This is a genomic window from Marinimicrobium sp. C6131 (genome assembly GCF_026153455.1).
GTDB lineage: Bacteria > Pseudomonadota > Gammaproteobacteria > Pseudomonadales > Cellvibrionaceae > Marinimicrobium.
Genome location: NZ_CP110629.1, coordinates 2,687,315 through 2,701,359 on the forward strand (window position 1 = coordinate 2,687,315; position 14,045 = coordinate 2,701,359).

At 59.5% G+C, this 14,045-nt stretch carries 12 protein-coding genes; all 12 read right to left on the reverse strand.

Annotated elements, in window-relative coordinates:
- Nucleotides 1-111: 111 nt before the first annotated feature.
- The 12 genes from OOT55_RS11650 to OOT55_RS11705 all read right to left on the reverse strand — a co-directional run bounded on the left by OOT55_RS11650 (nucleotide 112) and on the right by OOT55_RS11705 (nucleotide 14,017).
- Nucleotides 112-1,146, reverse strand: a complete 1,035-nt coding sequence (locus OOT55_RS11650; RefSeq protein ID WP_265366041.1) for an alpha/beta hydrolase — start codon at nucleotides 1,144-1,146, stop codon at nucleotides 112-114.
- Nucleotides 1,147-1,241: 95 nt separating this feature from the next.
- A complete protein-coding gene (locus tag OOT55_RS11655; protein WP_265366042.1) occupies nucleotides 1,242-1,877 on the reverse strand; it encodes a CDP-alcohol phosphatidyltransferase family protein in 636 nt (211 codons plus the stop codon).
- 18 nt (nucleotides 1,878-1,895) lie between these two features.
- Nucleotides 1,896-3,560 (reverse strand): ABC transporter permease, encoded by a 1,665-nt coding sequence (locus OOT55_RS11660; RefSeq protein WP_265366043.1) that lies wholly within the window; start codon nucleotides 3,558-3,560, stop codon nucleotides 1,896-1,898.
- On the reverse strand, nucleotides 3,539-4,699 hold the full coding sequence (locus tag OOT55_RS11665) for an ABC transporter substrate-binding protein (protein ID WP_265366044.1): 1,161 nt from the start codon (nucleotides 4,697-4,699) through the stop codon (nucleotides 3,539-3,541). Before OOT55_RS11665 ends, OOT55_RS11660 begins: the two co-directional genes overlap by 22 nt.
- Nucleotides 4,668-6,950: a TonB-dependent receptor gene (locus tag OOT55_RS11670; protein ID WP_265366045.1), complete on the reverse strand. Its 2,283-nt coding sequence runs from the start codon at nucleotides 6,948-6,950 to the stop codon at nucleotides 4,668-4,670. The genes OOT55_RS11665 and OOT55_RS11670 overlap by 32 nt, the downstream gene beginning before the upstream one ends.
- Before the next feature lie 127 nt (nucleotides 6,951-7,077).
- Nucleotides 7,078-7,866, reverse strand: a complete 789-nt coding sequence (locus OOT55_RS11675) for a DUF547 domain-containing protein (RefSeq protein WP_265366046.1) — start codon at nucleotides 7,864-7,866, stop codon at nucleotides 7,078-7,080.
- An 80-nt stretch (nucleotides 7,867-7,946) separates the two neighbouring features.
- Nucleotides 7,947-10,106 (reverse strand): FAD-dependent oxidoreductase, encoded by a 2,160-nt coding sequence (locus OOT55_RS11680; RefSeq protein ID WP_265366047.1) that lies wholly within the window; start codon nucleotides 10,104-10,106, stop codon nucleotides 7,947-7,949.
- Between the two features lie 70 nt (nucleotides 10,107-10,176).
- Entirely contained in the window at nucleotides 10,177-10,947 is a 771-nt protein-coding gene (locus OOT55_RS11685; RefSeq protein ID WP_265366048.1) for a DNA-binding domain-containing protein, read from the reverse strand.
- Nucleotides 10,931-11,785 (reverse strand): DUF692 domain-containing protein, encoded by an 855-nt coding sequence (locus OOT55_RS11690; protein WP_265366049.1) that lies wholly within the window; start codon nucleotides 11,783-11,785, stop codon nucleotides 10,931-10,933. The genes OOT55_RS11685 and OOT55_RS11690 overlap by 17 nt, the downstream gene beginning before the upstream one ends.
- Nucleotides 11,786-11,854: 69 nt before the next feature.
- Nucleotides 11,855-12,154 (reverse strand): hypothetical protein, encoded by a 300-nt coding sequence (locus tag OOT55_RS11695; RefSeq protein ID WP_265366050.1) that lies wholly within the window; start codon nucleotides 12,152-12,154, stop codon nucleotides 11,855-11,857.
- Nucleotides 12,155-12,290: 136 nt separating this feature from the next.
- Nucleotides 12,291-13,484, reverse strand: coding sequence for a class I SAM-dependent rRNA methyltransferase (locus tag OOT55_RS11700; RefSeq protein ID WP_265366051.1), 1,194 nt, complete (start codon nucleotides 13,482-13,484; stop codon nucleotides 12,291-12,293).
- Nucleotides 13,485-13,561: 77 nt separating this feature from the next.
- Nucleotides 13,562-14,017 carry a hypothetical protein gene (locus OOT55_RS11705; protein ID WP_265366052.1) on the reverse strand — a complete coding sequence of 152 codons (456 nt, stop codon included), beginning with the start codon at nucleotides 14,015-14,017 and terminating at the stop codon, nucleotides 13,562-13,564.
- Nucleotides 14,018-14,045: the final 28 nt, after the last annotated feature.

The following is a 14,045-nucleotide window of genomic DNA, read 5'->3' on the forward strand; positions in this document are numbered from 1 at the left end:
CTACCCGTCAGCGCACGCTGTCGGCGGCGTACTCCTCCCCGAGGATGGCAACACCGCCCAGCAGTTGCTCAGTAGCGCAGACGTGCAGATATTCCCGTCCAAGTACGGGCGTTAATCATCCCGCTCAAAAACGCTGTTCAGGAAAGCAATCATATCGCTGACGGTCGGCTCCGAGAGTTCGGTGAAGCAGCCCTGGGTGTATTCATTGCAACCACTGTCCAGAAATCCGTGGCCCCTGTCTTCGTAAATCGTCAGAGTTGCAGGCTGGCCCAAGGCCTTCAGCGCATCCACATAAGCGCGCGCACTGGCCGGCGTCGTCAGTTGGTCTTCCGACCCGACGTGAACAAACTGGGGTGGTAAGGGGTACGCCTCGGCACTGACCAGGTACTGATCCGGTGATACCGCCTGATAGTACTCGGGATTATCTTCGACATTGATATCGTCACCAAACATGCCGCGCGCCTCGGCGCCGCCCCAGGCCCAGAACGGATTGCTGTCCTGTTCGAAACCGCCTTTGGCCGATTCGTACAGGCTGAACGCCGCATAGCTCAGAATGGCCGCCTGCACCCGCAATCCATCCTCCCGGGCCACGGCCTCGGCGGTCATCCCCTCAGGCAAGTAGGTCGGGGCGAAACCCAGCGGTTTGGAATCAAAGCCGTCATTGCTCAGCGTGCGCCCCGCCAGCGTCACCATCGCCGACAGATGCCCGCCCGCGCTATCGCCCGTCACGGCAATTCGATCCGGATCGCCACCGTAGCGCTGGATGTTGTCTTTCACCCAGAGCACCGCGCCCATGGCATCCTCCACGATTTCATCCATGGTGGTGGTGTTATCCAGATCCCCCAACAGACGGTAGTTGATGTTCACCGTCACCAGGTCGGCACGTCGGGCGATGGTGTCTGCCAGGTCCGTCATAATGGACTGGTCGTTCACCAGCCAACCACCGCCGTGAATGATCACCAGAACGGGGCGGGCCTGAGTGTCGGTTTGCGGTACCGCAATATCCAGGGTCAGATCAAACCCTTCGGGGCTGGCCCAGACGATATCGCGATGATGTTGAATGTCGTGCTCGGTGGGTACGCTCGAGCATGCAGACACGAAGAGCGCGACACACACAGCGCCGACTATCTTTGGAAGGAATGTCATATCGAAAACCTTTGCCGGAAATTAGATTATTGTGGACCATCGACCATAATGGTCGGATGCACTTTAACAGTATTCCGGCAAAAGCTCAGCCCCACTTAATCAACGGTTCGAACTCTCGGCGATAGCGCTTTCAAGGTTGTAAAGCCCGCCCGTATCCGTGCGGCGGTGGTGATCCAGCACATCACAGCGAAGATACCCGCCAGCCAGGGGAAGTGTTGTGGGAACAGACAGAACAGCACCAGCGCCACGATGGTCTCGGTACCTTCGGCCAGGCCGCCCATGTAGTAGAGCGATTTCTGCGGGTACTCCGGGCTGTCGAGTTGGTATTTATTGGCCATGATGGCAAAGGCGAGAAAGGTGGTGCCGGTGCCGACGAAGGAGAGCATCAGCAACGCGGACCAGAACGCATTCTGTTCCGGGTTGGCAAGCAGAAAGCCGAAGGGAACCGCGTTGTAAAAAATAAAATCCAGCACGATATCCAGAAAGCCACCAGAGTCACTCAACCCCTGAATCCGAGCCAGGGCGCCATCGAGGCCGTCACTCAGACGGTTGAGCACAATCACCACCAACGCAGCGGCGTACCATTCAAGCGCAAGCAATGGAATGCACAGCAGGCCGATGGCGAAGCCGCCGACGGTCACCTGATCGGCGCTAATGCCCAGGCGATCCAGTCGTTTGGCCAGCCAGCGTAATGGTGGACGGGTAAGGGGAATTAATCGGGTATCGAGCATTGCACAACTCCGGAAATATTAAAGCGACGCACAACGCTGGCGCGTCCGTCGATTGATCAGGGCAGCCAGCAGCAACAGCGCCAGGGGCAACAGCATTTGCCAGAGCGCATAGAGGCCCAGTAATCGGCGGTCGCCACCACTGCCAATATTGACCGCTTCGGTGGTGATGGTCACCACCCGGCCCGCGCCCAATAGCTGTGTGGGCAGGTACTGGGCGACGCTGACCGAAAAGGCGATCACCCAAGCGTAGAGTATCGGCTGTTTCAGGATGGGCAGCAGTATCCGAAACCAGCAGGCCGGAGCCGAGTACCCAAGGCTTTGCCCCGCCAACAACCAGCGACGATTGAATCGACGGTAATCACCGGAGAGCATCAGATACGCATAGGGGAAGGTGAACACGCAGTGGGCCCAGAGCACCCACCCCCAGTGCGGATTCAGCCGCAGAGCACTCAAGCCGAATTGCCACCCCATCACCAGCGGCAACTGGGGCAACAACAGGCCGAGCAGCAATAGCCACTGGGGCCAGTACCACTCGCGCCGGGCCTGATACTCCAGACACACCAGCGCAGCCACCAGACCGACACTGGCGCTGATCAGCGCCAGTCCAACCGTCTGCCAAAGCAGCGGCGCCAGAAACGGCCATTCACTGCGCCAGGTATTCAAGCTGAAAGCGCCAGGCAGAAGATCCGGGTAAAACCAGTTTGCCGCCAGAGACCAGACGATGAGCGCCACGGTGACCCCCAAAGCAAACACCGCCATCAGCGGCAACCAGAGGCGCGCTACAGATTGCAGTAGGCGACCCAGGGTGCTGAGCCCTACCGGCATTTTGGCATCGGTCCGCCGGTGCCAACGCAACAGGCCCGCATAGAGACGTTCGTGCTGTCGGTTAAGCCATAACAGAGCGAGTGCCAACATCAGCAACACCAGGCTGCCCAACAACGCCGAGTAGGCCGACTCGGAGGCAAAGTCCTGCTGCCACTGAAATACCTGCTGTGCCCACACCCCTGGCAGGTTGGGACCGATCAGCAGCGGCACATCCACCACCGACAGGGTGTAGACCACCACCGCCGCCATGGGCAGGCGCAGACGGGTGAGCAGCTCGGGCACCACCAACTGCCACCAGCTCGCCAGCCGGGAATGCCCCAGGGTTTGTCCGGCCTGGAGATAGCGCTCCGCCGGAATCTGGGTCAGGGCGCTCTGAATCATCAAAAGCAGAAAGGGAATTTCTTTCAGTAGCAGTACCCACAGCAGAGTGAACAGGGAGCGATCCGCCAGTAACCCCGAGGCGGGCGGCGTGTCGAAAACGCCGAACAGGCTGTGCAGTCCACGCACCAGCCAGCCGGTCGGGCTGAACAAAAACAGGACCCCCACGGCAAAAGCCAGGTGAGGAATGGAGAGCAACGGGGCCAACCAACCGAGCAGCCGGCGCGCCCCGTGAAAACTGAAGGCCACGGCCACATAGCAGGCCAGAAGCGGAGCGACCGTCGCCAGTAGCAGTGAATAACCGATGGCCGACGCCAGCCCCGGCGAGCGAACAAACTGGCTGACCACTTCAGGATTCAACCCGACCATCTGTCCGACGTAGGGCCATAAGGCGATCATTACGGGGACGAGCAGCAAGAACGCCAGACAGAGTCCGGCGGTGGCGTGCAGGGTCGTGCTTACTGGTAGCGCGCGAGCCAATGGTCCTCCAGCCGTTCCTGCCAGCCGGCGTGCAGTTCCTGAGCGGTGGGCAACAGCGCCTCCGCCTCATCCAGCCTGACCACCGCTGGATCGCCCCAATAGCGCGAGTCCGCCTTGCGCGCCTGAGCACTGCGAGAAATCAGAAAGTTGATCACCACTTTGGCCGCCGCCTTGTGGGAGGCGTTGCGCGGTACCGCCAGATAGTGGCTGTTGGTGATGGCGCCCTGGGCAAAATAGTGCCGCCTTACCGTCTCCGGCAAGCGGCCATTACGGACCTTACTGTCCATTTCCTGGGGATTGAAACTGAACGCCGCGTGCAGCTGCCCGTCGGCCAACCACTGCAATTGTTGAGCGGAGTCCTGCGGAAAGGCCCGGCCTTTTTCCCAGAGTAGCGGATGCAATTGGTCGAGATAATCCCACAGTACAGGCAATAGGTCCCGCTCGGCACTGCGACTGGGTTCGCGGTAGAGCCGCTCGTCGTTATCCGCCAGAGCCTGTAGCAGGGACTTCAGAAAGGTGGTGCCGATAAAATCCGGCGGCTTCGGATAACTGAGCCGGCCGGGGTTCTGTTCGGCATACGCCAGAAGCTGCTCCGGGGTGATGGCTGGCGAGGCAAAGCTGCCTTCGCGGGCGATGATATTGAACTGGCCCATGCCCCAGGGTACTTCGAAGCCTTCCACCGGTACCCCAAAATCCGTCAACAGCGGTACCTCGTCCGTGAGCAGATGAACATGATTGGGAATCGCGTTCAGCAGATCCGGTTCCAGCAGCTTACTCTCTTTAAGTGCGTGAAAATTTTCGCCATTGATCCACAGCAGATCAATGGCACCGCCTTGCTCCCGACCGGCAGCCTGGTCACTGCGCAAACGATGCACCGCCTCGGCAATGTCACTGACCTTGACGTGGCGCAAACTGATCCCGTACTGCCGGTTCAGATGCCGACCGGCCCAGCGCAAATACTGGTTGACGGAGCCTGAACCACCCCAGGCATAAAAGAACACGGTGCGGCCGCGCGCTTCCTGAACCACGTCGGACCAATCCTCGGCGGCGCTTTCAGCCTGGACCACAACCGCACTGCCCATCAGAAGCAGCGCGGCCAGGGCGCGCTTAAAAGCGCTGGGTAAACTGCAGTTGAACATGCCGTGGCAATTCCGGAAAGACCAAAGAGGAACCAAAATACCCGCCTTCAAACACCGGTGTCCAGTTTTCCTCGTCGGTGAGATTGAATACATCCAGGCGGATGCGACTGGCGCCCTGATTGAACTCATAGGCCAGATTGGCATTCAGGGTGAACTGCTCGGGAATGGTGACCGTCTGCAAGTAGTCCAGCGGATAATCGCTGGTCAGCACAGCGGAGCCACCCACCGACCAACCCTCGGCAAAGACATACCCCCCCGCCGCGGACAGGCTCCAGTCCGGCAGGCCGTGCAGACGCTGGCTGGAGGCGGGGAAGGCGGCGAAGTTGGGCGCGCCCACTCCGGTGCCCTGAATAATATCCGGGCGGGAGTCATCGAAGGCATCCGCCACTTGCTCGGCTGCCTGGAAGGCGGCGGAGTTATCGAACTCGGCATCCAGCCAGTTGGCGCCCACGCTCACCCAGGCGGCTTCTCCACGGTAAAACAGCTGGGTTTCCAACCCCCGGGTGGCCACGCCGCTGTTACTGCCATCGCGGTTGCGCAGGCTGCGGGTCTGATCGAACAACGCCGCATCCGCATACCAGGGTGAGCCGGCGGGCGCGTATTTCAGGCCAATCTCGTGAAGGGTATTTTCGGTGGCGAAGTTGAGCGGATCGATCTGATTGTTCGCTCCGAGCACATTGCCCCCGGCCATGCTGTTGGAAGTGGACTCGCTGTAGCTACTGGTCGCATAGAGCGTGACCGATTCATTCGGACGGTAATGCAGGGTGGCTTCACCGGCCTTGAGGAAATCGCTGTGGTTGTCCCGCGCCGCCTCGACGCCCTCGGGCGCGATGGGATCCCGCGCGGTGACATCGTACCAGTCGCCCCGCGCGCCCAGGGTCAACTGCAGACGCTCGGTCAGTGGTTGTTTGTGTTGGACGAACAATCCGCCCTGCACACTGGAAGAATCCGTCGTGTCCGACAGATTGAAATCCCCCACGCCGTCGCCGTCGATGTCGTATTGCGCCCCCGGGGAAACGAACAGGCCCGGACGCAGTTCCACCAGACGCGCCTTCTGCGCATCGGTCAACGGAATTTCCCGATTACTGAGTGGCCCGGTCAAATCCGTGGGCAGATCCGCCTCGGTGGTGAACTGGCTGTAGCCGAGCACATCGTTGTAACGCAGGTTTGCCCCGAGCGTGGTGTTGTGGATGTGCAGCTCGGTGCGGTTTTCCAACGTGTCGGCCCCATCGACAATCTCCACAAAACTGTTCTGGGCAATTTCCTCGCGCTCCAGATGTTCATAGTAGGAGCGGTTGACCAGGCGAATCGAATCAGCCAGTTCAACATTGAACACCGAGTGCAGCAACAGCGTTTCCGCCCCGTTGATATCGTCCGGATGGGTGTGTACCCGGCTGCGAGGTATTTTCACCTCGCCGGTTGGGCTGACGACCGCAAAGGCACCGGGCACGGTGGAGCCGTTTGGCTGGACACCCTGTCCCTGCACATACAGGCCGTGATCAATCAAGTTCTGGGTCGGGCGGTTGATGCCTGCATTGTCGGTCCACTCGACGTCGTAATACTCCAGCGAGACATTCCACTCCATGTGCTCCGCCGGTAATAGACGATAAGCCGCAAAGAGATTGGTACTGTCCAGACCGGCATAGTCATAGAAGCTGCCCTCGTCTTTGTGTTCCAGACTGAGGCGCACGCCCTGGCGCTCCGGATCGATCACCCAGGAATAGTCCAACTGCGCGCCGTACTGGTCCCACTCGCCGCCGGTCAGGCTGACGCGGCCTTCCGGTTCATTCAAATCCGGGCGCTTGGGCGTGATATTCACAAACCCGCCGGTGCGCTGAGTGGTGCCGAGAATCACCGAGGGCGTGCCGCGCACGATATCGATCTGGCCCACAGAATTGAATGACAATGGAATACCCAGACCATTATTGCCCACCTGGCGGCGCATACCGGCCGAGAAAACCTCACCCAATTGACCGCGCAGGGTCGGCAGACTGGGCGCGCCGAAACCTTTGGCCTGGAAGGTATTGGGTGCTACCCGCTGCAGCTCCTGCAGATTGTCGATGGCCGCTTCGTTCAGCAGATCTTCCGTCACTGGAGTGATCGAGCGACCGATATCGGCGATGGTCTGGCCCAGACCAAAAGGCCCGTCGACTTCGTCACTGCGCACATTGCCCATACCGCTGAGGGCTTCGCCGACCACCAGCACATCCTGGATACTGCCGGTTTGAGCGTGAACGGGTAGCGCGGCCATGAGGACGGCGCTGGCGCACAATGTTCGCGGAATTGAAGACCGCACTCGTTTGGACAATCGGTTTTTCATCAAAGACGTTGCTCCATTTGATACATTCATCGTTGTTTTACGGCGGATGCGGATTCGCTCAGTCATTAAGCTTCCAGTCATAATCGAGAAAGCGATAATCCATCGCCCCTTGGCGGAGCTGTTCTCTCTCGGTTTCACTTAAATCAAGGCTATCAGCATAGCGTAAAAAGAACTCATCAAGGCCGCCGATGCACTGCCAGCCGCGCTCAAAGTCTTCCCGGTACCATTTGAAAATGGAGGACACTTCGAGTTGGCCGTCGCGGTACCGGTTGCGGGTTTTATCCCGCAGAAAGCGCTCGGTATTATCTTCGAGTTGTTGCTCGAGCTTCTCGGCGGTGAAAGGCTCGGTGCGTAGTGCGGGGCAGCCGATGGAAGCGCAGTTGACGGCGAAGTGGATGCGCGGTTCATTGTAAACTCCCGGTTCCCGAATGATGTCATGCTCTACCTGATCGAGGTGCATATCTTCGCCCAACAGGTTGAAAAAGCGTTTCTTCCAGGGGGACTGCCAGAAGGAGCCGATATCCCGAATGGAGTCGACCGGGTAGTGGTCGACAATGAGCTTCAGGGTAAAGGCGTTATACGCATTGATCAGAAACGCGAGTTGCTGGTCGCGGTGCCAATCATTGAACTGGGACTTTTCGACTCCGGAGAGTTGCTCCAGGTATTGATTGAGGTTATTCGGGTCGGTTTTTAGCGTCTCGTAATCCACGGTCGAGGTGGTGCCGTTTTCATTCCATTGGACGTGGTTTTCGAGTACCTGAGCGTAGGTTTTGTGTTGGTGATCGAACGTCTCCGCCCGAGAGATATTAGCGAAAGTCGCAAGTACCGAGAATACAATCGCGACCATTAGCGGTGAATTACCGTGGGTTGCGGCGGATGCAGGCTTCGGAGCCGAAGGCGCACCTGCCGTAAATACACACGACGCCATCATTCTCCACCTCCCCGTCTCCAGGTATGGTATTTCTCCAACCACCGGAGCACCGCTTCCGGCTTGTGGGCTTTTTTCCACTCGCCGGCCGCATACTTGTTGGCCTCGGCCAGCGTCGGGTAAACGTGGATGGTGCCGAGGATTTTGTTCAGGCCCAGACCGTGGCGCATGGCAAGAATAAATTCGGCCATCAGGTTGCTCGCTTCGGTACCGACGATCACCGCTCCCAGAATTTTATCCTTGCCTTTGGGGGTTATGACTTTGATGAATCCGGTGGTGGTACTGTCGGCAATGGCGCGATCCAGTTCGGCCAACTCAAAGCGGGTGACTTCATAGTCTATGCCCTTGACCTTCGCCTCCCGTTCGCTGATACCCACCCGGGCAATCTCCGGATCCAGAAAGGTGGTCCAGGGGATGACGGAGTAGTCGACCTTGAAGCGTTTGAACTGCCCGAACAGTGCATTCACGGCAGCGTACCAGGCCATGTGTGCGGCGGTGTGGGTGAACTGATAGGGCCCAGCCACATCGCCGGCGGCATAGATGTTCGGGTACAACGTTTCCAGGTATTCGTTGGTCAGGACAGTCCGTTCAGTGCGGATGCCCAGATCTTCCAGACCGTAGCCGGTCAGGCGGGCCTTGCGCCCCACGGCGACCAGCAGTTGGTCAAAGGGGAGCCGTTTTTCTTCTCCTTCGTGTTTGACCACCAGCACTTTTTCATCACCGTCGCGCTCACAGCGCAAGGCTTCGTGTCGGGTCAACACCTCAACCCCATCGGCCGTCATTGCCTCACGGGCAATCTCCGACACTTCAATGTCTTCTTTGGCGAGAGTACGCTCACCTCGTTCGACCAGACTGACTCTGGACCCCAGGCGGGCGAAGGCGTGAGACAGCTCTGAACCGATGGGACCACCACCGAGCACGATCAGGCGCTTGGGCGGTTCATCCAGTTGCGCGAAGGACTCCCAGAGGGTATCGCTGGTGACATAGCCGACCTCGTCCAATCCGGGCAGGTCCGGCACCAGAGGCTCAGCACCGGCAGCGATGACAATACTGCGGGTGGTCAGGCGCCGGGTGCCGCCGTCATTCAGGGCGATGTCGACGGTCCAGGGATCCACAATAGTGGCGTACCCCTGCACCACATCAACACCCAGCCCGGTGTAGCGTTCGACACTGTCGTGGGGCTCGACCTCCCTGATGACTTTGTGAATGCGCTCCATCACGGTACGGAAACTGAAAGTCGGCTGCTGAACGTTCAGGCCATAGTGATCCGCATGACGCATCTGATGAGCAACCTTGGCACTTTTGATCAACGCTTTGCTGGGAACACAGCCATAATTCAGACAGTCGCCGCCCATCTTGTGGGCTTCCACCAAGGTGACTTTGGCTTTGACCGTCGCCCCGATGTAGGCAGACACCAGGCCTCCCGCACCACCGCCAATCACCACGAGATTGCGATCAAACCGCTTCGGTTTGATCCAACCTTTGTAGGCCCGGCGCCGCTGAACCACACGCACGATCACCTTGGCGATCCAGGGGAATAGCCCGAGCAGCGCAAACGACAGAATGAGTTCCGGCGAGAAAATGCCGCCCACACTGTCGATCTCTGCCAACTGGGTGCCGGCATTGACATAGACGGCGGTACCGCCAAGCATGCCCAGTTGACTGACCCAGTAAAAGGTCCAGGTTTTCAGCCGCGTCACCCCCATCACCAGGTTGATGACGAAAAAGGGAAACAGCGGGACCAGACGCAGAGTGAACAGATAGAAGGCACCGTCTCTTTCAATACCGCGATTGATGGCCTTCAAACGCTCACCGAACCGGTTCTGCACCGATTCACGCAACACAAACCGGGCCACCAGAAACGCCAGCGTTGCCCCGATGCTGGACGCGAACGAGACCAGCAACAGGCCCTGCCCCAAGCCGAACAGCGCACCGCCGGCCAGAGTCATGATAGCCGCGCCGGGCAATGACAAGGCCGTAACAAGCACATAAACCACAAAATAGACGGCTGGCACCAGAACCGGGAATTCCCTCAACCACTGATCAAAGGTGGCCTGGCTGTTTTTGAGTTGCTCCAGGGTCAAATAATCATTCAGACCAAACCCGAAAAATGCCACGACCAGGGCGATCATAATGGCGATGACCGTCAAACGCTTCATGTTCTGTCCTTCAATAATAACGGGAGGTTCCCCTGGGTCGTGCCGGGGCTTGCTTTCTTACAACGGAGAGTCAGGCCGACCGCAATGGTCGGGCGCCCTGAATGATACCCAAGTCCAGAAACTCTTGCAGAATCAGCTCGCCTCCAGTCATCAACGCCGTCGCGTCCACACCGGGGGATTCCGACTGCATCTGCTCCAGCAACTGGCGACCGCTCAAGTCGGGCTTGGCCTCAATAAGCGCGAGCAGACGCGCGGTAAAGGCATTGAGGGCCATAAAGGACACCCGGCGATCGCGGCTTCGGTACACCAATACCCAGGTGGGCTGCTCCGGCGGCTCCTGGGGCAGAAACCTGGGGCCGATCTGGTGAACCGGGAAACGGTATTCCAAGGGCCAGGCCAAGGGCGAGAGCACCGGATGGCCCGCCATGACGTCTTTATGCAGACCCGGCTCAGGCGCGGGGTTGGTTGCAATCTGCAACGCCAGCTCCACCCACTCGTAGTGCAGCAGTTCCGCCATAAAGGGGGGATCTTCCGCGGTGATCGGCCGAGCGTCGGAATTGACGTAATCGATGTATTCACGCCCGATATCGGAGAACAGGGGGCTCTGACAACGATGGTGCTGCATGAAACCGCGCACCTCTTTCAGCCACCAGTCTTCAGGCATCAGGGATTTGAACACCGGAAAATTGTTGCTCAAGAAAGTATTCAGGTTGTTGAAAAACAGATCCTGATAGATTTTCATCCGGCGCGCTTCCACTTCCGTATGCGGCTGCCCCTCCGGATCACGGATCGCACCGGCAAAACGCTTCAGCGCCTCCCGGTAATCATCGGGCACCGACATGGGCCACCTCGTTCTGGTGCACGCGAACGGTATCCACTTCGGTCAGCAGCTCTGGCAGCGGTGGCAGATTGAAGTCCCGCTCAAGCAGTGTGGGACAGATACCCGCATGGTCATAGGCCACATCCAGCAGTTGCCAGACCGGATCGATGACATCCGCTCCGTGGGTATCCACCAGAAGGTCTTCCGCCTCCCGGTAGTGACCGGCGATGTGCATGTATTGAATGCGCTCCGCTGGCATGGAGCGGATAAACGCCTCGGCATCATAGCGATGATTGACGCTGTTGACGTAGGCGTTGTTGACGTCCAGCAACAGGTTGCAGTCCGCCTCTTCAAGCACCGCCCGGATGAAGGTAGCCTCGTCCAGCTCCGGCACCGGCATCTCCGGCGTGGTGACGGGCGCGTAATAGGAGACGTTCTCCAGAGCGATGCGCCGCTCGAGGATATCCTGAACCTGGCGCACGCGCTCGGCGATCCAGCGTACACCACTTTCCGTGAAGGGCACCGGCATCAGGTCATAGAGATGACCGTCGTCGCTGCAGGCGCTCAGATGTTCTGAGTAAAGCTCGATCTGATGTTCATCGAGAAACTGTCTGATTCGGGTGACAAAGTCGACATCTAGGGGCGCCGGACTGCCGATGGACAAGGATAAGCCGTGGGTGCTGAACGGGTAGCGCTCGGTCAATGCGCGGAATCTCGCGCCAAGCCGACCGCCCATCGCCATCCAGTTCTCTGGAGCAACTTCGAGAAAGTCGATACGACCGTCGGGGGACGACGGCAACTGATCCAGCAACTCGCGCCGGAGACCCAACCCGACACCTTGGACCTTGGACAGGGGCATACTCAGACTCTCACTCGCTCTCTAGATTCATCAGCCGGGCGGGGCGCGAAGCCCCGCCCGGCTATTACATCAAGCGCCGCATTTGCCTTCGCCGCACTTCCCTTCGGCATCCTTGTCTTTCTTGTCCTCACCGCACTTGGCTTCGCCGCATTTGGCCTCGCCACCTTTTTTCTCTTCGCCACACTTGGCTTCACCACATTTGGCTTCACCGTCTTTCTTCTCGCCACCATGGTTGTGAGCCAATTGATTGTAACCGCTGGAGAGCGTTTCGGCCGAAAAGGGGTTTTCGGCGACAGAGGCCTGGCTACCCAGGCCCAACAATAGGGCGGCACTGGCAGAGGCGATCAGGGGGTTTTTCATGGATTTCATGGTTATTCTCCTGCAAACGTTATGGGAATCAACGGAACAACGAAATTGGATACTGTCGTAAACGCGCTATAGATCATAGCGCATGATTCGGACAACCGCTTTTGCAGGTGGGTTCAGTACAATGACTTCGGGCGGGTCAGGGCAGGTACACCCGGGCAAACACCGCTTTCAAATAATCGGTCTCGGGGATGGCCGGGTGCACGGGATGATCGGCGCCCTGCCCGCCCTGAGCGATAATCTGTACGTGACGGTCCAGATGCCGGCCGGCACCGCGCACGATATCGGTCAGCGACTCCCGCGCGAGGTGCATGGAGCAGGACGCCGACACCAGCAGGCCATCGCGGCCCAGCAACCGAATGGCCAGCTCATTGATGTGGCGGTACGCCGCCTCTCCGGCCTTCTGGTCCTTGCGCCGTTTGATAAACGCGGGCGGGTCCAGTACTACCACATCGAAAATTTCACCGTCGGCGATCAGCGCCTTGAGCACGTCAATGGCCTTGCCCTGAAGCGCGCTGACCCGGTCCGCGACGCCGTTCAGCTCGGCATTGGTGGCCACTCCATCCAGCGCTGTGGCCGAGGCGTCCACACAGACCACTTCCCGGGCGCCGGCGTTGGCAGCGGCCACACCCCAACCGCCCATGTAGGAAAAGACATCCAGCACCCGGCGATCCCGACACCAGCCCTGCAGGCGAGCGCGGTTGTCGCGGTGATCGTAGAACCAACCGGTTTTCTGCCCCTGCCCCACCGGAATCCGGAAACGGGTCCCATTCTCCACCAGCTCCAGGGTGTCCGGCATGGTGCCGTGGGCGACTTCCTGGTAGCGCGCCAACCCTTCCAGCTCCCGGGCGCCGTGATCGTTGTCCAGCAGAATGCCAGCGGGCTGCAGGCACTGAACCAGCGCCTCGATAACATCGGCCTTGTGCCGCTCCATGCCGGCACTGGCAATCTGAACCACCAGGTAGTCGCCAAAGCGGTCCACCACCAGCCCCGGCAGCAGATCGGAATCGCCGTAGATGAGTCGGTAATAGGGGCCGGGAAAGAAGGCATCGCGCAAGGCCAGAGCCTGATTGATACGATGCACCAGCAGGGATTTACTCAGGGGCTGCTCCGGATCGCGATTGACCAACCGCGCGCAGATCAGGCCGGCCGGATTGACCACCGCCACTCCGAGCGCCTTGCCGGTGCTGGCCAGGACCAGCGCCTGGTCCCCTGGCTGGAACGCCTTGAGCGGCGTTTTCGCCACGTCCACCTCGTTACTGTAGATCCACAGGTGGCCGCGTTTGAGGCGACGGTCGGTATTTTTCTTGAGCTGCAAGGGGGGCAATGACACGGGTCGTTCTCCAATGACGATCGACCGCCGGAAGTGGCGGCGCTCGCCATTCTACGCGAGACCACGACCGGACACGATCACTCCGGCTGCGGAATGGGCAGTTGGGAGCGTTCGGCAAAGCGGTTCCGGTCGTCTTCGGTAGCGCCCTCACGGCACTCTCCCCGCAGCCACATCTCGGCCCGGGACAGACGATAGTCCAACTCCAGAAAGCCCTCCCGGCAATACCCGGTGAGCGTCACGGCCCGCTCGGCGTCGCTGCGCAACTGCCGGTACTCGCGGCTGCCCAAAGGCTCCCGACGACGATGCTCGGTCACATCCTTGGGGGATCGATACACCTGCACCAGTGGCCGCTGACGGGCATCCGGCACATCCAGTTGATACACAAACAGTTTGCTGTTGTTGGGCCGCAGATCAATCGACAGCGTCTCTTTCAGGCCCCCGTAGTGGCGCCCACCGCTACTGCACCCGATCAGCAGGGTACCGATCAACACTCCGGTCACGCCCAACCACCACCGGCCTCTGCCATTGCCCATATTCCGTTCCCCACTGCTCAAGATGTTG